The organism is Arthrobacter sp. NtRootA1 (genome assembly GCF_019976975.1).
Taxonomy (GTDB): Bacteria; Actinomycetota; Actinomycetes; order Actinomycetales; family Micrococcaceae; genus Arthrobacter; species Arthrobacter aromaticivorans.
The window spans coordinates 3,223,459-3,242,800 of record NZ_AP024630.1 but is presented as its reverse complement, the minus strand read 5'-3'; the positions used below and the strand labels follow the sequence as shown (position 1 = coordinate 3,242,800).

17 protein-coding genes and 1 pseudogene are annotated in these 19,342 nt (G+C 61.4%); 9 read left to right on the top strand and 9 right to left on the bottom strand.

Annotated features, from left to right (window positions below):
* Nucleotides 1-12: 12 nt before the first annotated feature.
* Nucleotides 13-2,157 (top strand): BREX system Lon protease-like protein BrxL, encoded by a 2,145-nt coding sequence (brxL, locus tag LDN90_RS14625; protein ID WP_142938941.1) that lies wholly within the window; start codon nucleotides 13-15, stop codon nucleotides 2,155-2,157.
* A gap of 31 nt (nucleotides 2,158-2,188) precedes the next feature.
* Here the strand turns inward: brxL and LDN90_RS14620 are convergent, their stop codons facing one another.
* On the bottom strand, nucleotides 2,189-2,971 hold the full coding sequence (locus LDN90_RS14620; RefSeq protein ID WP_142938942.1) for a DUF5677 domain-containing protein: 783 nt from the start codon (nucleotides 2,969-2,971) through the stop codon (nucleotides 2,189-2,191).
* A 309-nt stretch (nucleotides 2,972-3,280) separates the two neighbouring features.
* Here LDN90_RS14620 and LDN90_RS14615 point away from each other — a divergent pair, with 309 nt between their 5' ends.
* The 3 genes from LDN90_RS14615 (at nucleotide 3,281) to LDN90_RS14605 (ending at nucleotide 4,928) form a co-directional block, all read left to right on the top strand.
* Nucleotides 3,281-4,213, top strand: coding sequence for a GIY-YIG nuclease family protein (locus LDN90_RS14615; RefSeq protein WP_223946281.1), 933 nt, complete (start codon nucleotides 3,281-3,283; stop codon nucleotides 4,211-4,213).
* Nucleotides 4,214-4,220: 7 nt separating this feature from the next.
* Nucleotides 4,221-4,514, top strand: a complete 294-nt coding sequence (locus tag LDN90_RS14610) for a hypothetical protein (RefSeq protein WP_142938943.1) — start codon at nucleotides 4,221-4,223, stop codon at nucleotides 4,512-4,514.
* An 84-nt stretch (nucleotides 4,515-4,598) separates the two neighbouring features.
* A complete protein-coding gene (locus tag LDN90_RS14605; protein WP_142938944.1) occupies nucleotides 4,599-4,928 on the top strand; it encodes a hypothetical protein in 330 nt (109 codons plus the stop codon).
* On the opposite strand, the gene LDN90_RS14600 is transcribed toward LDN90_RS14605, so the two are convergent.
* Nucleotides 4,925-5,965 (bottom strand): HNH endonuclease family protein, encoded by a 1,041-nt coding sequence (locus tag LDN90_RS14600; protein ID WP_223946280.1) that lies wholly within the window; start codon nucleotides 5,963-5,965, stop codon nucleotides 4,925-4,927. The two genes, LDN90_RS14605 and LDN90_RS14600, sit on opposite strands and share 4 nt — an antisense overlap.
* A 91-nt stretch (nucleotides 5,966-6,056) precedes the next feature.
* The gene (locus LDN90_RS14595) at nucleotides 6,057-6,818 is read right to left on the bottom strand and encodes a DUF262 domain-containing protein (RefSeq protein WP_223946279.1); all 762 of its coding nucleotides are present in this window, start codon (nucleotides 6,816-6,818) and stop codon (nucleotides 6,057-6,059) included.
* A 176-nt stretch (nucleotides 6,819-6,994) separates the two neighbouring features.
* Here LDN90_RS14595 and LDN90_RS14590 point away from each other — a divergent pair, with 176 nt between their 5' ends.
* From LDN90_RS14590 to LDN90_RS14570, 5 genes and pseudogenes are all read left to right on the top strand, one after another.
* Nucleotides 6,995-7,165: a hypothetical protein gene (locus LDN90_RS14590; RefSeq protein WP_160147650.1), complete on the top strand. Its 171-nt coding sequence runs from the start codon at nucleotides 6,995-6,997 to the stop codon at nucleotides 7,163-7,165.
* Nucleotides 7,166-7,245: 80 nt separating this feature from the next.
* A pseudogene (locus LDN90_RS14585) lies at nucleotides 7,246-8,112 on the top strand (ATP-binding protein); the annotation flags it as partial.
* The gene (dprA, locus tag LDN90_RS14580; RefSeq protein WP_223946278.1) at nucleotides 8,109-9,356 is read left to right on the top strand and encodes a DNA-processing protein DprA; all 1,248 of its coding nucleotides are present in this window, start codon (nucleotides 8,109-8,111) and stop codon (nucleotides 9,354-9,356) included. The pseudogene LDN90_RS14585 and the gene dprA, both read left to right, overlap by 4 nt.
* Before the next feature lie 65 nt (nucleotides 9,357-9,421).
* Entirely contained in the window at nucleotides 9,422-10,348 is a 927-nt protein-coding gene (locus LDN90_RS14575; protein WP_223946277.1) for a tyrosine recombinase XerC, read from the top strand.
* A 227-nt stretch (nucleotides 10,349-10,575) separates the two neighbouring features.
* Nucleotides 10,576-11,079: a DUF3145 domain-containing protein gene (locus tag LDN90_RS14570; protein WP_216923837.1), complete on the top strand. Its 504-nt coding sequence runs from the start codon at nucleotides 10,576-10,578 to the stop codon at nucleotides 11,077-11,079.
* Between the two features lie 119 nt (nucleotides 11,080-11,198).
* Here LDN90_RS14570 and LDN90_RS14565 read toward each other — a convergent pair whose 3' ends face one another.
* From LDN90_RS14565 to aceE, 6 genes are all read right to left on the bottom strand, one after another.
* Nucleotides 11,199-12,434: a beta-ketoacyl-[acyl-carrier-protein] synthase II gene (locus LDN90_RS14565; protein WP_216923836.1), complete on the bottom strand. Its 1,236-nt coding sequence runs from the start codon at nucleotides 12,432-12,434 to the stop codon at nucleotides 11,199-11,201.
* A gap of 132 nt (nucleotides 12,435-12,566) precedes the next feature.
* Nucleotides 12,567-12,812, bottom strand: coding sequence for an acyl carrier protein (locus LDN90_RS14560; protein WP_011692310.1), 246 nt, complete (start codon nucleotides 12,810-12,812; stop codon nucleotides 12,567-12,569).
* A 115-nt stretch (nucleotides 12,813-12,927) separates the two neighbouring features.
* On the bottom strand, nucleotides 12,928-13,989 hold the full coding sequence (locus LDN90_RS14555; RefSeq protein WP_216923835.1) for a beta-ketoacyl-ACP synthase III: 1,062 nt from the start codon (nucleotides 13,987-13,989) through the stop codon (nucleotides 12,928-12,930).
* On the bottom strand, nucleotides 13,986-14,915 hold the full coding sequence (locus LDN90_RS14550; protein WP_223946276.1) for an ACP S-malonyltransferase: 930 nt from the start codon (nucleotides 14,913-14,915) through the stop codon (nucleotides 13,986-13,988). The genes LDN90_RS14555 and LDN90_RS14550 overlap by 4 nt, the downstream gene beginning before the upstream one ends.
* 88 nt (nucleotides 14,916-15,003) lie before the next feature.
* On the bottom strand, nucleotides 15,004-16,248 hold the full coding sequence (locus LDN90_RS14545; RefSeq protein WP_216923833.1) for a PucR family transcriptional regulator: 1,245 nt from the start codon (nucleotides 16,246-16,248) through the stop codon (nucleotides 15,004-15,006).
* 208 nt (nucleotides 16,249-16,456) lie between these two features.
* A complete protein-coding gene (aceE, locus tag LDN90_RS14540) occupies nucleotides 16,457-19,267 on the bottom strand; it encodes a pyruvate dehydrogenase (acetyl-transferring), homodimeric type (protein WP_223949303.1) in 2,811 nt (936 codons plus the stop codon).
* Nucleotides 19,268-19,342 lie beyond the last annotated feature (75 nt).

Sequence of the window (19,342 nt, the reverse complement as noted above, 5' to 3'; positions counted from 1 at the left end):
GAGAGTGCGGCTATGAGCGAAGTGAGCGAGGTCAGTCCAGAGATATCCTCTGGGGCCAACGCACCGGCAGACGCCACTCCGGTGCAGAGCGACCTGGACCGTAAGATCAACCAGCTCTTCCCGGGCGTTGTAGTCCGCAAGGACCTGGTGAAGGCCGTCAAGGGCAACGCCATTGTGCCCTCCTATGTGCTGGAGTACCTACTCGGCCAATATGCTGCCTCCGACGACGAAGCCACCATCCAGGCAGGCATCGACACGGTGCGCAAGATCCTCGCCGAACACTACGTAAACCGGAACCAGTCCGAACTCGTGAAATCCACGATCAAGGAGCGTGGGCGTCACCGCATCATTGACAAAGTGACGGTCACGCTCAACGAAAAGGATGATGTCTACCAGGCAGAGTTCGCCAACCTCGGCATCAAGGGCGTGCTCGTCGAATCCGCGACGATCAAGGCCCACCCAAAGCTGCTTGTCGGTGGTGTTTGGTGTATCTGCGACATCGAGTACTTCCACAGTGACGACGCCCGAATGGTGCCGTGGATACTGGGGTCGATCAAGCCCATCCAGTTGTCGAAGTTCGACTTCGAGGGCTATCTCGCGGCGCGGAGCGAGTTCACAACCGGCGAATGGACTGACCTGCTCGTGCAGTCGATCGGGTTCAATCCCGAACTGTTCGGACGCCGTGCAAAGCTCATCCAGCTTGTGCGGCTCATCCCATTCGTCGAGCGAAACTACAACCTCGTCGAACTCGGGCCCAAAGGCACCGGTAAATCGCACATCTTCTCGGAGTTCTCACCCCACGGCATGCTCATCTCCGGTGGCGAGGTCACGGTCCCCAAGCTGTTCGTCAACAACTCCAACGGCCGCATCGGGCTGGTCGGCTACTGGGATGTCGTCGCGTTCGACGAGTTCGCGGGTAAGAAGAAGCGCACCGACAAGGCGCTCGTCGACATCATGAAGAACTTCATGGCAAACAAGTCGTTTTCCCGCGGCGTCGAGACGCTCGGCGCGGAGGCGTCAATGGTGTTCGTCGGCAACACGTCGCACACCGTGCCCTACATGCTCAAACACTCCGACCTGTTCGACGAGCTTCCCGAAAGCTACCACGACTCGGCGTACCTCGACCGCCTGCACCACTACATCCCAGGCTGGGAAGTCGACACCATCCGAGGTGAGATGTTCTCCAACGGGTACGGGTTCGTCGTCGACTACATCGCCGAGGTGCTCAAGTCGATGCGTTCGGCGGACTACTCCGACCGCTACCAGCAGCACTTCACACTGTCATCGGACATCTCGACACGAGATCGCGACGGAATCCACAAGACCTTCTCCGGGCTGATGAAAATCCTTTACCCGCACGGGGAAGCCTCGGCCGAAGAAATCGAAGAGATCCTGCAGTTCGCCATCGAGGGCCGCAAGCGCGTCAAAGACCAGATCCTCCGCATCGACTCAACGATGGCAAACGTAAAGTTCGGCTACCTCGACAAGGCCGGTACATGGCATTCAGTCTCCACGCTTGAAGAGGATGAGTACCCGGCGTACTACTACCGTGAGCGCCGCGTAAGCACTGACGCGGAGGAGGCGACGGGCGATCCAACTGGACACGCCGCGACTTCTGCGGAAGACGGTCAACCAATTGCGCCCTCGCCTATCACCGTAAAACCGCTGTTTGAGGGCCACCAGGAGTTCCAGGAGAACCAGCGTGGAGTCTCCTTCGAGACTCTCTTGGTCCCGTACCTGCGTGGAGCCACGCAGATCACCATAACTGACCCTTACATCCGGCAGTTCCACCAGGCACGTAATCTCATGGAACTCATCGAGTGCATCGCGGCCACCAAGGACGCGGCCGACGAAGTGAGTGTCCGGCTCGTTACTTCTGAGAACACCGAGGGACAGGACAAACTCCGCAAGCAGTACGAACTATTGCTGAAGGTCAAGCAGGGAGCCTCTGTCGCCGGCATCAACGTCGACATCATCTTCGACGGAGCCATCCATGATCGGTCCATCCTCACCGACACCGGATGGAGGATCCTGCTCGGCCGCGGGTTGGACATCTTTCAGTACATCACGGGCGACGCCTTCGAGCTGGCCACCAAGCTTCAGGAATACCGTCAAGTCAAGGCTTTTGGCATAACTTACATCCGGGACGACGCGTGAGCGCAGCTCGTTACTAATGTGTCCGGCAGACTTACCCAGGCCCGGTGGCTGAGTTTTGCGCGGTTCCCAATTGCGTCACGCGATCCCTGATGTCAGCAAGCGGTTCCGTCAACTGGTCTGCTATGCCGGCCAGATACACGAAGGCCTCAGTGCCTAGCAGCACCATGCTCGGCAGCATCGCACGGAAGTGATTGTGCGGGGTTGGTTCCATGTGAAGATGCATTCCGGGCTCATCAGGGTCGAACTCGACATAGGCTTCTGAACTGGTCAGCGTTGCGTGGGATTCTTGGGTGTCCGTAAGCCAGATTTGGAAAAGAATGTGGTAATCGGGGATGTCGTTCATCAAGGACTTGAGGTCTTTAAAGGAGACGCTGTCCGATCCGGGATCCGCTTCGGATTTGAGTAATTCGATGATATCCAGCGCGCGATCGGGTAGAGGGGTGCCGGCCTCTGCCGCAAGTGTGACGTTGCCCAAGCTATGTTTGCGCTTGTTCAATGCTGCTTCGACGAATCTGCGGGTGTCGACGGTGGTGGCCCAGTGGAGCCTGATGACGTGTTCAACGACGGAGCGTCGGAGCGGGGCGCACTCGACGCCGAGTCCGCGCTGTTCTAAGAGCCTGATGGCCTCGGCAGTGCGTAGGGTTCGCATAAGCCACCCCCACGCGATGCCGACGGCACGGACCGCTGCCTCGTCATCTCGGTTCCATTCACCAAGCGGAGTCGGCGGCAGCGGCGGTAACTTTTCGATCAGTGTTCTGAAGTCCGCCAGGATTTTATCTTCTTCGCCGTCACCCGGGCTCTTCGTGGTCGTCATGCTTCAAGACTGACGCCCGATTTGGCCAGCCGCAATTCACGACAGCGAGTGAACCGCACAAGGTCTTGAGCAAAGCGCGGCAGCCTCCGAAGCGCTGCCGGCACCACTGGGACGAGTTGCCGGTCGTCGTGGCATAGAGATGAAGCTGTGCACGCCGTGGTCCGGACACCTAAAATATGTGGATGCCAATCCTGTCAGCTCTGCTCGGCTCGGGCACGCAGTCGCCGCCGCATACGTGTCCCATCCGGACACGACCAAGCGACGGGCCACTATAGCTGCCGCGCCCGGCTCGTGACGTAAGGTGTTGCAGTGTCTGATTTTGCTCTCGACTTAGCTGCGGAGACAACAGTTTCGCTGGTGCCGGCTTCGCGTGCTTCCCTCACTCTCGGCCATGTGCTGACCGGCATGGGCGCGGACCGTGACCCGGCGGTCCGGCTGGACGATGTTTTGCTGATCCGCCATGCCTTCAGGCCCGGCGACCCCACCGCGCTGCGTGGCCCCGAAGATCTGACCGAGGAACGGGTCATTGCCTACACAAGGGAGCAGGGTCTCTCACCCAGGCAATTCCCCGCCGACCCTTCCCAATACTGGGTGATCCTGATCGCCGACGGTAAGCGCCGCTCGCGGCTGTGGGGCACCTTGGAGAACCACGGAGAGCTGGCCGCAGAGCGCACTGAGGTGAACCGTTTCTTCGACCTGCGCATGTCGGGTTTCCTTGCGCCCCTCAATGACCGGCTCGTGATCGAATGGGACAGCCCGCGGAACTGGCACCGGCGCGCCTCCAGCGCCGCGAACCTGCCGGTATTGGAGATAGCCGACCGGGACAAGGTTCCCTTCCCTGGGTTCGACGGCGTACTGCTCAATTACCACGAGCTCCGCGACATGGTGGAGAACCCACGCTATGCCGATTGGCGGGCTGCCTTGAAGGAAGTACAGGGCATCTACCTCATCACCGACTCCACCAACGGCAAGCAATACGTTGGAAAGGCGGATGGTGCTGAGCGCATTCTCGGACGGTGGACGAGCTACGCGCGCGACGGTCACGGCGGGAACGTCGCGCTGCGCGAGCTTGTCTACGACAGCGCAGCCGGCGAAACGACAAAGACAGACCACGCCCGGCATTTTGTCTTCAGCCTTCTTCGCGTGTTCGGACCCAGCACACCCTCCACAGAGGTGGATTCAGCAGAGTCTCACTACAAAGACGCACTGATGACACGACAATTCGGCCTCAACAGAAACTGATCGACCGATGACACCACGTCCACGCCGCGCCTGGCAGGCGGCAGTAAAAGCCAAGCAAGAGTCCAAGGAACTGGGCGAGCTGCACGCGATCGAACCAGCCTCCCGGCGCAGCGATGGCTCACCCAAAGTGGGCCCTGGCCAGGTTTACGTGGTGAGCTCCGGCAAGGTCTATCACCCGGCCTGGTGCAACTCAGTGGGCAACGTCTGGGACGACAACCCCAAACGGCTACTGGTCGTCGAGGAGACCGGTGTTGGCGGCCGTCACGCCTGCAAAGCCTGCGACGAACCCCTGCAGGCCTGACTTTGCATATTTAGCGGATACGACTGAGTCAGGCCTCCGGCGGTCCTCTCCGTAAGAGACGGTCCGCCCGCATAGGATGATCCCATGTCTGAACCCGAGCCAATCATGATCCGGAACAGTCTGCCGAACATCCTCGCAAATGAGGCGTATGGCCCGGATTGGAAACGCACGCAGGATGTCATGGTGGTCATAACAGTAGGTGGTACTTCCACTCACCTGGCTTTGAAGTCTGCACCCACCACGACGCTATGCGGTCAGAATTCCCGGTTCGTGGCCCGCGCCTGGTTTCTCCTCAGCGGCTGCATGAAGTGTTCAAAGGCTGGTCTCAAACAGGGCATCGCCACAATCACCGATACAGACGGCACACTCATCGACCTGGCGACCAACACCGAGAGCAAGCTGCCGGAGCACTAAGCTCTTGCCGCTTCGAAGGCAGCTTCCTGAATCTCCATTGAGGGACCGGGCCAGACCTGAGTGATTGCCTTGGTCAGGACTACAGAGCGCTCCTTAATGTCGGCTTCAGTCCAGAGATCGATGTGGCTCTGGATGATTTCTTTGTTGAGCACCAGGAGGCTGAAGGCGTCGAGCAGCGTCCGCTTACCCTTGCCGGACTCACCACCGTCGACGAGTCCCGTGGCGTCGCTGTCTGTCCACGGACGGTTGGATAGCGAACCATTGAGTGACTTGGTCACGAGCGTAAGATTACCGATCGTGTTTACGACCCGGTCACGGACAGCTGCCTCTTCGGGAGTGAGTCTTGGCGGCGGATCCCAGTGGGTTCGCCAACCTTGCGGCATGACGTGCTCGATTTCCAATCCCCATGGAAGCTCGACTGCTTCGTACTTCGTGCTTTGGTTGCGAAGTTGTTGCTCTACAGCACGGAGGACTACCTGGAGCCGCCACTGGCGGATGTTCCCGTAGAGCTTCACATCAGGGAGTGTCGTGAGCATCTCTTGATCGGAAGGCCAGTAACGGGTCTCCGCGGTCTGCTCCGAAAGAAACTTCCTTATGGCGTTTCCGGCTTCGCGAGCATCAACGCTCCCGAGCGACTTCAAGGTGGCGACCATGAAGCGGTTTACATCCTTGGAGGTCTTCCGCAGGAGTGTGCGGCGGATAACCCAACTTTCGATGGCATCCAGTGCTATCCGCACCTGGTCGCGGGGAACCGAGTGGTTCTCGGAGAGGAGCCAGAGGAAGAGGGGGGTGGTGGCCGCCAGCTCCATCGTTTCGATAACCCGGGAGCGGAACCGTCCTTCGGGCGTCGCTACGTCGAGTTCGCTGAGGCCCCGGTAGGTGTCGGCATCCTTCCGCAGTTCCGTCAGCAAGGCTTCCGCCTTGGCGGGAGTGGACAGTCGCGACCCTGCGTAGTCCGCGAAAACTCTGAACACCAACTCCGCTTTGACTTCTTCCTGTAAGCGCATCGTGAGCCAGTACTGCAGAAAGATGTCCACGCGAGACCGAATCTGACGGCCTTGGGAGATTTCAGCCCGCCACCATACGGTATCGAAGTCGGCCCAGTGCGTCCTGGACCACTTGTCCACGTCAGCACCAATCTGTTCGCCCTTGCGGAAGACCCAGTTCTTGATGAGGTCCGCTTTCAGCAGAGGTGTGCCCCCGGTCGTTCAGCGTTTCGAAGATCAGCTGTGAGTCTTCATGTCCTGACAAGTCGATGGCGACGACGACCAGTCGATGTTCAAGCGTCGAGCATAATTCCTTGGCGCGGAGCTCTTCAGTTCCGGGTGGGACGATCCCTTCCTCATCCGGCGTTCCTATCAGCCACTGTTCTATTTCGCGCCGGAAAAAGTCGTGGGCCTCGATGACTCGATGCTCCTCGACCCGCGGTTCCTCTGGATCCATGGCATGGGCAAAGGCGCTTCGGTCCGCCTGGGATGGCCAGAGTTTGAAGCGCTCGATGCGGCCTTTGAAGGTCAACGCCTTGTTCAGAATGAGCTCTTCGAGCTGATCCGCTTCCGTCTGGTGTCCGCGCCCAGCGACGATTTCATGTGCAGCATCAAGCAAGAGCTGAAGTGTCGTCATGCGTTGTTGGCCGTCGATGACCTCGTGTCGTGTCACATCGCCGGCAGATGGTGTCTTCGACTCGTAAACAACCGCACCGAGGAAGTGATTCGGAATTGGGGGTTTACCCTCCTCAAGAAGATAGCTCTCGGTGACCCGGACCACGTCGTCCCACAGAGGGGCCCACTGGCTCTCCTCATCCCAGACATAGGGACGCTGAAACGCGGGAATCTCAAAATGGCGACGACCCTCGAAAAGATCTCGCGGGCTTCGAGGATGAGTATCCACTGCATGCACCTTTCGACTACGACGTCCTCCGTCACACGCTATCGGTCAACTAAGCACGAAGGCGACAAATCCTGCGCAATAGTCTTTGGGTCGCCGGCAAGCTCAATACCACCTGAGCGGGCTGAGCGTCGAGGCGATCCATCGCGAGTTCGATACCGGCCGATATAGTCGTGTGTATGGGATTCAACTGGGAGCAGGTCCTCGGGACCAAGGGCGCAGGCCTCTCCGACACCTACGACCAGAGCGCCTCCGACGCGCTGTACCAGGACCACCCGAGCGCGGCTCCGCCAGCAAGTCCGGAAGACCCGGGCGATGAGGTCGTCCGCCTGCCGTTCGACGAGAGCTGAGCCTCCAAAACTCCCACGCCGGGATGTCCGTTTTCGGACATAATCGCAGGTCACCGCGCATGCATACTTAAGTGTGCACTCCCCCAGGTGCGGGCAAGACGATGCTCGCAGAGCGTCTGCCGGGACTTCTGCCGGACCTGGCGGACAAGGCAGCAATGGAAGTTACTGCCATTCACTCCCTGGCTGCGGTCCGCTCATCAACCGGCACATTGCTCCGGCGGCCCCCCTTCGAGAATCCCCACCACAGTGCTACTGCAGCTGCCATCATCGGCGGAGGTTCGGGACTTCCCCGCCCGGGTGCTGCCTCGCGGGCACACCGTGGGGTCCTCTTCCTTGACGAGGCTCCCGAGTTTGAACGACGTGTCCTGGATGCCCTCCGACAGCCCTTGGAGAGCGGTGAACTGGTCATTCACCGTTCTGCGGGAACAGCAGCTTACCCCGCTCGCTTTCAACTGGTCCTGGCATCCAATCCTTGCCCATGCGGCAAAGCGTCGGGCAAGGGAATGGACTGTACTTGCACCGCAATAATGCGCAGGCGGTACTTCGGCCGAATATCGGGTCCTCTCCTGGATCGCGTCGACATACAACTCCAGGTGGAACGCGTGTCTCTTGCCGATTTTGGACAGGCAGGTATGGAAGAGGGAACCGACGCCGTCGCAGGACGGGTACTGGCTGCGAGGCAGCGGCAGGCTGAGCGCCTGGGCGCATTCGGCATTGAGACCAATTCCCAAGTGCCAGGACGCACCCTGCGCGGGGAACTGAGGCTGGCACCGGGCACCACGCGCATCCTGGACACGGCCTTGGAGCGTGGCATTCTCACGGCCCGAGGCTACGACCGCGTACTTCGCTTGGCGTGGACACTGGCAGACCTGGACCATAGCAACATTCCCACTGCAGACCACATCGGACAAGCGCTCGGCCTCCGGCAAGCAACGACGACAGCATGAAGGACAACGTGACGAAGGACGAAGTGGCAACGGAAGGCGCAAAGGCAGCAGTGTTGGGAAAACAGGAAAAGGAGAGGCTGGCACGGGCAGCATTGGCGCGTCTGATGGAACCACAGGATTCCGTAGGGCTCGCGTTGGTTCATGCTGTTGGAGCTATTGACGCGCTGGGTATCGCGACCGGCGAACTCGCTGCCGGGCCACGCCTCGAGCAGGAAATTTCCACCTTGCTCTCCGAAAGCGGAGGCCAGGCTTCCTGGCCGGGGCTCACGGCAAGTAAGCGACGGTGGGCTCCACGTGTTCCGGACCTCGCGCCGGACCGTGACCTGGAGACGATGAAGAGGCTCGGTGGCCGCCTGATCGTTCCCGGCGATGAGCTATGGCCTGAGCAATTGTCGGACCTCGGCCTTCAGGAGCCTTTGTGCCTGTGGTGGCGCGGACACGAGCAGCCCCTTCCCTCAATGCGGCAGACCATCGCGCTGGTGGGGTCCAGGGACAGCACGAGCTACGGAGCATCTGTGACCGGGGACCTTGCCTACGGCTTGGCTCAACGTGGGTATTGCGTAGTGTCCGGCGGAGCCTACGGCATTGACGCCCACGCCCACCGTGGGGCCCTCCGTGGTGGGGTCGCAAACGTACCGACCATTGCGGTCATGGCTGGGGGAGTGGACCGCTTCTATCCCTCCGGGAACGAGGACCTTCTTCGTGCTGTGGCCAACCAAGGAGCGGTGATTTCCGAGGTTCCACCCGGATCTGCTCCTACAAGGTACCGATTCCTGCAGCGAAACCGCCTCATCGCTGCGCTGGCGGCTGTCACGGTGGTGGTGGAAGCTCGATGGCGTTCAGGCGCACTGAACACAGCCCATCACGCCGAGAGCATTGGGCGGGTGGTGGCAACTGTTCCCGGGTCCATTCACAGCGCGAATTCGGCTGGTTGCCATAGGCTGCTCCGGGATGGCGGGGCGATCTGTGTGACGGACGTCGGAGAAATTGCTGAATTGGCCGGGCGGAACGGCGAGGTGACTGTCTCTGACAAGGATTCGGCGGCCGCACCCCATGACGGTTTGTCTTTGGAAGACCTGATTCTCTTGGATGCCTTACCTCTTCGATCAGCAAGTTCCGTGGAGAAACTCACAGTGGTTGCCGGCCTCAGCCCGGACTCTGTGCGTGCGGGCTTGGGCCGATTGGGACTGCTGGGGCTCGCATCCTCTGAACGGGGGGCCTGGAAGCGCACCAAGAATGCGTAGGGCGGACAAGTCGCGAAGCATGTTGATACGCAGCGACGGTCCATGTTGCTGGCAAAGTTGGAAGGGTGGACGCAGAATCATTGCCAGCACCGCTAAAGAGTGCAGTGGAGGGTTTCGAGCGCTACCTCCACGGTGAACGCGCGAGGTCGGCACATACTGTCCGCGCATATCTGGCAGATGTGCACAGCCTTCTCGGATTCGCGGTCCAGGAGGGAATACGCGATCTCGATCAACTTGAGTTGGGTTCTCTCCGCCGATGGCTGGGTGCGCAAAGTGAAGCCGGGATGGCCCGGTCGACTCTTGCCCGCCGGGCCGCCACGGCCCGGGCGTTCACCAAGTGGGCTCTGCGGGAGGAACTCATCGCCACGGATCCAGCCATTCGCCTGCAAGCTCCTAAACGCGTGAAATCGTTGCCTGGAGTCCTCCAGCAGCAGCAAATTCTCAGGGTCGTGGATAGCCTTGACGCTGCCGCGGCGGATGGAGGTCCTCTGGCCCTCCGCGATCGTGCAATGGTGGAGTTGTTGTACGCAACCGGCGTGCGGGTTGGGGAGCTTGCCGGGCTGGACATCGATGACATGGATCAGGATAGAAGGACCCTCCGCGTCATTGGCAAGGGAAACAAGGAGCGTACCGTTCCTTTCGGAGTTCCGGCTGCCCTTGCCATCGACGATTGGCTTCGCCGGGGACGTCCGGCACTGGTAACTGCCACGAGCGGCCCGGCTCTGTTCCTGGGCGTAAGAGGAAACCGCGTTGACCCACGTCAGGTCCGTGCGGTTGTAGCCGTCCTGCTGCAGGCACTTGGCGATACGGCCGCAACGGGGCCTCACGCCCTGAGGCATAGCGCCGCAACCCACCTGCTGGATGGTGGGGCTGATCTTCGGGCCGTGCAGGAAATTCTTGGCCACAGTAGCCTCGCCACTACCCAGATATACACGCACGTTTCCGTGGACAGGCTTCGGAAGAGCTACCAGCAGGCCCACCCCCGGGCCTGAAAATGACGCCCCAGGAGTTGCACTGGCGGAAAAGGGAAGGGTACGGCAAAATGAAAGCACCACGGCCGAACCTTCAATTTAGGGTTGAGGGTTCGTTTCGTGTCACAATCAAAGAGCTAAATTGAATAGCTGCAGGGTCCGTAAGAACGACAGGACCGGGCAGCAACAGCAAGACATCCGCCGCAGAGGTCGTTGGGGAAGACGTACCTACAGCTATGGAGGATGGAATGTCTGTTGCAACAACCCGCGGTGTCCTTTTCGTGCACTCGGCCCCTACGGCGTTGTGCCCGCACGTTGAGTGGGCCATCGGATCGGTCGTGGACAAGCGGACCGATCTTGAGTGGACCCCTCAGCCAGCTGCGCCCGGAATGTTCCGTGCCGAACTGTCCTGGACAGGTACGCCCGGCACCGGCGCCCAGTTGGCGTCTGCTCTTCGGGGCTGGGCACATCTGCGGTACGAGGTGACTGAAGAACCGAGCCAAGGCGTGGATGGCGCACGCTGGTCGCACACTCCGGAATTAGGGATCTTCCATGCCGTCACGGATGTGCATGGCAACATCATGGTCAGCGAGGACCGCATCCGCTATGCCTATGAGTCAGGAGCTGGAGACCCGTCTGCCGTTTACCATGAGTTGTCGTTGGCCCTTGGCGAAGCCTGGGACGAGGAACTGGAGCCGTTCCGCCACGCCGCTGAGGGCGCCCCGGTCCGGTGGCTGCACCAAGTCGGGTAGCAGCAACTCCTGACCACCAAAACATTCCCATAGCAACAGAGAAGGGCCCACCTGCTGGTGGGCCCTTCTCTTCTACTTACCTAGGGTATTTACCTCGCGGCATCCGGCGAACGCAGGTCTTAGACGTTGCGGACGGCGATGACGGCATTGTGTCCGCCAAAGCCGAAGGAGTTGCTCAGTGCGACGATGTCGCCCGAAGGCAGGTCACGGGCGGAGGTTACGACGTCGAGGGGGATCTCGGGATCCTGGTTCTCGAGGTTGATGGTGACGGGTGCCTTGCGCTCATAGACGGCCAGGACGGTGAGGACAGCCTCTACGGCCCCGGAGGCGCCCAGCAGGTGCCCCATCTGGGACTTGGTGGCAGAGACGGCAACGCTGTCCACGTGAGCCCCCAGCGCGGCACGCAGGGCCGTGTACTCCGGCCTGTCACCTACGGGAGTGGAGGTGGCGTGGGCGTTGACGTGGACTACGTCCTCAGCCTGGATCCTGCCGTCGAACATTGCGGCCTTGAGTGCACGGGTGGCGCCGAGACCTTCGGGGTCAGGAGCTGTGATGTGGTAAGCGTCAGCCGTGACCGAGGTTCCGGCAAGCTCAGCATAGATGCGGGCGCCGCGGGCGATCGCGTGCTCTTCGGCTTCAAGTACCAGGGCGCCCGCACCCTCACCCATGACAAAGCCGTCACGGTCTATGTCGTACGGGCGGGAAGCGCGCTCGGGATCGTCATTGCGGCGGGAGAGTGCCTGCATGGACGAGAAAGCCGCCAAGGGCATTGGGTGAATCGCAGCTTCCGCTCCACCGCACATGACCACATCGGCCTTGCCCGAGCGGATCAGGTCCAAGCCAAGATGCAGGGCCTCAGTACCGGATGCGCAAGCTGAAACTGGGGTGTGGGCTCCGGCCCGGGCGCCGAGGTCAAGGCTGACGGCAGCGGCTACGCCATTGGGCATAAGCATGGGAACGGTCATGGGCAGTACCCTCCGGGGACCCTTGTCCCTGAGCGTGTCCCATGCATCAAGGAGCGTCCATACGCCGCCGATACCCGTGGCAAACGCCACCGCCAGACGGTCGTGGTCGATGTCCTCGATGCCGGCGTCAGCCCAGGCCTCACGGGCAGCGATGACACCAAACTGCGTGGACGGGTCCATACGCTTGGCTTCCACCCGGCTGAGGACTTCCAGGGCCGGCGTCGAGCACCGGGCAGCAAAGTGGACGGGGAGGTCGTACTTGGCCACCCACTCGTCTTCGAGCGTGCGGGCACCTGAGACCCCTTTCAGCGCGTTCTGCCACATTGTGGGGACGTCGCCGCCGATGGGAGTGGTGGCCCCCAGACCGGTTATGACTACTTTGCGTGCCATGCGATCACTCTCTGTCGGATCAGCCGTCCCATCTGCAGTTTTTGCAGGGGCGGCAGGAAAAACTTTGGGCGTTACTGCGGCTGTGCCGGGCACAGGGTCAAGCACCCTGGCCCGGCACAGCAGGTTTCAGGCTTAGGCCTGGGCGTTTGCGATGAAGCTGACGGCGTCCCCGACCGTCTTGAGGTTCTTGACCTCTTCGTCCGGGATGCGTACGCCGAACTTCTCTTCGGCGTTAACGACGATGGTCATCATGGAGATGGAGTCGATGTCCAGGTCCTCGGTGAAGGACTTGTCCAGCTCGACGGCTTCGGTAGCCAGGCCCGTTTCTTCGTTGACGATTTCAGCCAGGCCGGCCAGGATTTCTTCGTTGCTAGCCATTGTTGGCTCCTTTTCTTGTTGTGCCGGCTATGCCGGAAAGGGGGCAAACCGCGGTTACGGTTTGGGTTTGTTAAGTCATATTCAGTTGGCTGGAGGCCGCGGGGACTGTCCAGGTCTATGGCAGAACGACAACCTGGGCGCCAAATACCAATCCGGCGCCGAAGCCGATCTGCAATGCCAGCCCACCGCTGAGTTCAGGGTTCTCCTGAAGTAGGCGGTGCGTGGCCAGGGGGATGGAAGCAGCTGACGTATTGCCGGCTTGGGCGATGTCGCGGCCAATGAGGACTGTTTCGGGAAGCTTCAGCTTCTTCACCATCTCATCGATGATGCGCATGTTCGCTTGGTGGGGAACAAAAGCGGCGAGGTCGCTGGCTTCGATTCCGGCAGCGTCCAGCGCTTGCTGGGCTACCTTGGCCATTTCCCACACGGCCCAACGGAAAACGGTCTGGCCGTCCTGACGCAGCGTAGGCCAAACATCCTGCGTTGCAGAGATGATTGCAAGGTCATCCGTTTCGTCCGAGTGACGGGCGGATTCACCCAGTTTCTTGACGTCCTCCAAGGAGTGGGTCATTCCGATCGCGTCCCACTTGCTGCCATCCGAGCCCCATACCGAAGGTCCGATGCCGGGAGTGTCAGAGGGGCCCACCACTACTGCGCCGGCGCCGTCGCCGAGCAGGAAAGAGATGGTTCGTTCGTGGTTGTCAATGACATCCGAGAGCTTCTCGGCGCCAACCACCAGGACGTATTCGGCAGCACCTGAGCGGACCAGCGCATCTGCCTGGGCCACGCCGTAGCAGTACCCCGCGCAGGCGGCGGAGATGTCGAAGGCAGGGGCCGGCGTCGCGCCCAAACGCTCCGTAAGGGCAGCGGCGGCCGATGGCGTCGCATAAGGGTGGGTCACGGTGGACACGATGACCGCACCCAGCTGGGATGGTTCGATCCCGGCCTGCTGGATGGCTTCACGGGCGGCACCTTCGGCCATGTCGATAACGCTGACGTCAGCGGCTGCCCGGTGGCGGGTGATGATGCCGGTACGCTGCCGGATCCATTCATCGGAGGAGTCAATCCACTGGCAGACGTCGTCGTTGGTGACGATGACATCGGGACGATAAGCGCCGATGCCCAGGATGCGGGCATTCTCGTTGACCCTAGCTTTGTTGAGTACGGGGGTGCTCACGCCTGTCCCTCCAATTCGGCGAAAAGTGCCAGGGCCGCGGACAAATCATCCGGGGTTTTGACAGCAACTGTCTTGACCCCTGGCATTCCACGCTTGGCCAAACCAGCCAGCGTGCCGGCGGGAGCCAGTTCGATCAGGCCGGTAACTCCGCGGGTCGAGAGGTTCTCCATGCACTGGTCCCACCGGACGGGCCTGGAGACCTGCGCGATCATGCTGTCGACGGCGGCAGAACCTGCCGTAACTTCCTGGCCGTCATAGTTGGACAGCAGGGGGACAGTCGGGTCCTGCGGCGACAAGGAAGGCTTGAGGGCTTCCAATGCGCTCACGGCGGGAGCCATGTGTGCCGTGTGGAAGGCGCCGGCGACCTTCAGGGGAATGACGCGAGCCTTGGCCGGTGGGTTGTCCGCCAAAGCCTTAAGCTGCTCGAACGTTCCTGCGGCCACCGTCTGGCCGGCTCCATTCACATTGGCGGGAGTGGCGCCCGATGCCTCGATGGCTGCAAGGACCTCCGCGGGGTCGCCACCTACGACGGCACTCATGCCTGTCGGGGTTACCGCAGCTGCGGCAGCCATACTATTGGCCCGCTCGCGGACGAAAGTCATGGCTTCCTGCTCAGTGAGGACGCCGGCAAGGGCTGAAGCTGTGATTTCACCGACGGAGTGCCCTGCAAGGACAACCGGAAGCGTGTTGAGTTCTACGTCGAACAAAGACTTGGCCGCCACCAAGCCCGCGGCGACGATCAGGGGTTGGGCCACTGCGGTGTCTTTGATGGTTTCTTCATCAGAGGTGGTTCCGTGGGCCTTGAGGTCGATGCCTGCGATCTCGCTCAGGGTAGCCAATTGGCCTTCGACGGAGGGGAGTTCCAGCCAAGGGGCCAAAAATCCAGGGGTCTGGGAGCCCTGTCCAGGGCAGACGATTGCAAGCACGTATCCAGCTTTCCAAATTGCCACGTGATCCACTGGTGTTTTCGTACACCAAGCTCACTGGGTCAGTTTGTAGGAAGTCTACAACGGTTCAGTTCTGTGAACGCGATGCGTGACGCTCGGGGGCGGCTTTGGGCTGGGCCGAAAGCCGGCCCACCACCAGGGCAGTTTGAAGTACGAAAGCTTCCCTTGGGAGGAGCGGATCCCAGCCTGTCACATCGCAGACACGCTTCAAACGGTAGCGCACCGTGTTGGCATGGACGAACAATTCACGCGCTGTGGCCTCCAATGAATGTCCCAACTCGAGGTACGTTCCCAAGGTCTCCACCAAGCCATTTGAGGCTGCCAGCAGCGGGCGGTAAATATTCTTGATGAGTGACCGCCGGGCCGCATCATCCCCGGAAACAACGCGTTCCGGGAGGAGATCGTCCGCTGCAACAGGTCGAGGCGCCGAGGGCCAGGCGCGCGCGGCGGTAAGGCCAGCGAAGGCGGCCTGGGCCGAAGTACTGGCCTCCAGCAACGAGCCAGCCTCCGGCCCGTAGACAACGGCGCCCGGCGCAAACAGTTCACTGAGTTTTACGTACGCAGTGTCGCGGTCTTGGACCCCGCCGAGGATGAGGATGAGGCGGTCACCCTGGATTCCAACCAGCGCGTCTTCTGCGAAACGGCCGGCAGTCCGGCGTAAATCGCTGACGTAGCTGGCGCTGGGCTCCGATGGCGAGTTGCCCACCATGACGGTGAAGCGCTCCTGCGCCTTCCAGCCCAAGGCGGCGATCCTTGATCGCAACGCGTCTGTGTTCTCACCCCGCAGGATTGCGTCCACGATCAGCGCCTCAAGCCGGGTATCCCAGGATCCCCGTGATTCCGCTGCGCGGGCATAGACATCCGCGGCCGCGAACGCCACTTCCCGGGAGTAGCGAAGCACCGCCTCGCGCAGCGAAGGCTGGTCCGATTCAGGGGCGATCACAGGAACCTGGTCCTCTACCACCTCCACCACAATCCGGATCAACTGCAAGGCTTTCTGCAGGCTGATGGAGCGGGTCAGCTCAGTAGGCGCATTACCAAAGACGTCGGTCAGGATCCACGACGGCGAACTGGGTCGCTCATACCAGGTCACGAAAGCGGCAATGCCATTTTGGGCCACGAGCCCCAAGGCGGAGCGTTCATCAGAGCTCAGCCGACCATACCAAGGCAGCGATTTTTCAAGCTGACGCATGGTGCTGGTGGACAATTGCCCTACATTTGCACGGAGCTGCCGCAGGGTCTCCGCCTTTTCCGGCGACAATGCCTGGGTTGCTGCTTTGCGCTTTGTAGTGATTTTGCTGGGCTCTGCCATGGAACGAGCATACGGTGCATCTCAGGCAAGCTCCATTTGTGCGAAGGCTACAACTTATGTTGCCGCTCGTCACGTCATGTTGAGCGCTGAAAGGCCTTTATTAAACGCCCGACGGCGGCTCCCACCTTCCGCTGGAAGCCGCCGTCGCGGTTACTGCTTGAGTTGCTACAACCTGGACTGTTGCCCTGGTTTACGGGTACCCGGCTTGTTAGGCGTCTCCGCCTGCTCCGCCGGTGGTGCCGGCGTTTACATCCAAGAGCCGGTACTTATCGATGGCCTTTTCCAGCGCACCTTCTTCCACTTCTCCCTTGGCGGCGAGCAGTTGGAGGGTTTTGGCGACGATGGAGTGGGTGTCGTTTTTGAAGTAGCGGCGTGCGGCTTGGCGGGTGTCGGAGAAGCCGAAGCCGTCTGCTCCGAGGGAGGCGAAGTCGTTGGGGATGAATTGGCGGATTTGGTCGGGGACGGCTTTCATGTAGTCGGACACGGCGATGACGGGTCCGGTGGTGCCGGCGAGTTGTTCGGTGATGAACGGGGTGCGGGCGGGTTGGCCGGGGTTGAGGAAGGCGTGTTCTTCGGCGGCGAGTCCGTCGCGTCGGAGTTCGTTCCAGGACGTCACGGACCAGACGTCGGCGGCGACTCCCCAGTCTTCGTTGAGGATCCTGGCGGCGTCCAGGGCCCAGGGCACGGACACGCCGGAGGCGAGGATGTTCGCGGTGGGCCGGTTGCCGTTGCCGGTGGTGTTTTCCGGGGCGGGGGCGAGGCGGTAGATGCCTTTGAGGAGCCCGTTGATGTCCAGGTTTTCCGGTTCGGCGGGTTGGGTGATGGGTTCGTTGTAGACGGTGAGGTAGTACATCACGTTTTTATCTGACGCGGTTTGTATGCCTTGCGCGTCAGCGTCGGGTCCGTACATTTGTTCGAGGCCGTGGCGGATGATGTGGCCGATTTCGTAGCCGTAGGCGGGGTCGTAGGTTTTCACGGCGGGGTTGGTGGAGGCCAGCAGGGGTGAGTGCCCGTCGGCGTGTTGGAGTCCTTCGCCGGTGAGGGTGGTTCGTCCTGCGGTGGCGCCGATGATGAAGCCGCGGGTCATTTGGTCCGCGGCGGCCCAGAAGGAATCTCCGGTGCGTTGGAAGCCGAACATGGAGTAGAACACGTAGATCGGGACCAGGGGTTCGCCGTGGGTGGCGTAGGAGGTTCCGGCGGCGGTGAACGCTGCGACGGCGCCGGCTTCGTTGATACCGGGGTGGATCAGTTGCCCGGCGGGGGATTCCTTGTAGGCCAGAACGAGGTCCCGGTCCACGGAGAGGTAGTTCTGGCCCTTGGGGTTGTAGATTTTCGCGGTCGGGAAGAACGCGTCCATGCCGAAGGTGCGGGATTCATCCGGGACGACGGGCACGAACCGGGCACCGAAGTTCTTGTCCCGCATGAGGTCTTTCAGGAGCCGGACGAAGGCCATGGTGGTCGCGGCTTGTTGTTTGCCCGAGCCGCGTTTGGCGACTTCGTAGGACTTGGCCTCGGGCAGGGTGACGGGGGTGTGGGTGCGGCGGCGTTCGGGGACGAACCCGCCAAGTTCTGCCCGGCGTTCCATGAGGTATTTGATTTCCGGGGCGTCCATGCCGGGGTGGTAGTACGGGGGCCGGTAGAGGTCCGCGTCGAGCTGGTCATCGGTGATGGGGATGCGCAGGTGGTCACGGAAGGCCTTGAGGTCTTCCATGGTCAGCTTTTTCATCTGGTGGGTCGCGTTGCGGCCTTCGAAGTGCGGGCCCAGGCCGTAGCCCTTGACGGTTTTGGCCAGGATCACGGTGGGTTTGCCCTTGAACTCCACCGCTGCCTTGTACGCGGCGTAGACCTTGCGGTAATCGTGCCCGCCGCGTTTGAGGCCCCAGATCTGTTCATCGCTCAGGTCCGCGACCATGTCCTTGGTGCGGGGGTTCTTGCCGAAGAAGTGGTCCCGGACGAACCCGCCGGACTCGGCCTTGTAGGTCTGGTAGTCACCATCGGGGGTTTCGTTCATGATTTTCACCAACGCCCCGTCGGTGTCCTTTTCCAGCAGGGAGTCCCATTCCCGGCCCCAGACGACCTTGATCACGTTCCAGCCCGCGCCGCGGAAGAACGCTTCGAGTTCCTGCATGATCTTCCCGTTGCCCCGCACGGGCCCGTCCAGGCGCTGGAGGTTGCAGTTGATCACGAAGTTCAGGTTGTCCAGGTTCTCGTTCGCTGCCAGCTGCAGCAACCCGCGGGACTCGGGCTCGTCCATTTCCCCGTCGCCCAAAAACGCCCAGACCTGCTGGTCGGAGGTGTCCTTGATGCCCCGGCCCTGCAGGTACCGGTTGGACTGGGCCTGGTAGATCGCGTTCATCGGCCCGATGCCCATGGACACGGTCGGGAACTCCCAGAAGTCCGGCATCAACCTGGGGTGGGGGTAGGAGGAGAGGGCGTGGCCTTCCTTGGACTTTTCCTGGCGGAACCCGTCCAGGTCCTCTTCCGAGAGGCGGCCTTCCATGAACGCCCTGGCGTACATGCCCGGGGACGCGTGTCCCTGGAAGAACACCTGGTCCCCGCCCGAGGGGTGGTCCTTGCCGCGGAAGAAATGGTTGAACCCGACCTCGTACAAGGTCGCCGCGCCCGCGTAGGTGGAAATATGCCCACCCACCCCGATATCGGACCGCTGCGCGCGGTGGACCATGACCGCGGCGTTCCAGCGCATGTAGGCACGGTACCGGCGCTCGAACTCCTCGTTCCCGGGGAACTCCGCTTCCTGGTCCACCGGGATCGTGTTCACATAATCAGTGGTCGTCACCATCGGCACACCCACCGACCGGGCACCAGCACGCTGCAACAACGAACGCATAATGTACTGGGCACGCTCCGTGCCCTGCTCCGCGATCAACGCATCAAGGGACTCAATCCACTCCGCGGTCTCTTCCGGATCACGATCAGGCAGCTGGGCAGTCAACCCGCTGAGGATGTGTGAGGTCTCTTCTCCTGCAGCCACGTCCAACCTTCCTTTAGGCGCATGCATCGGCGCCTCAGGTCTGGCAGGGTAACTGCCCGTCATGAACGCGTCGTGTGCGACATCTCGGTTTCAACAGCCCGG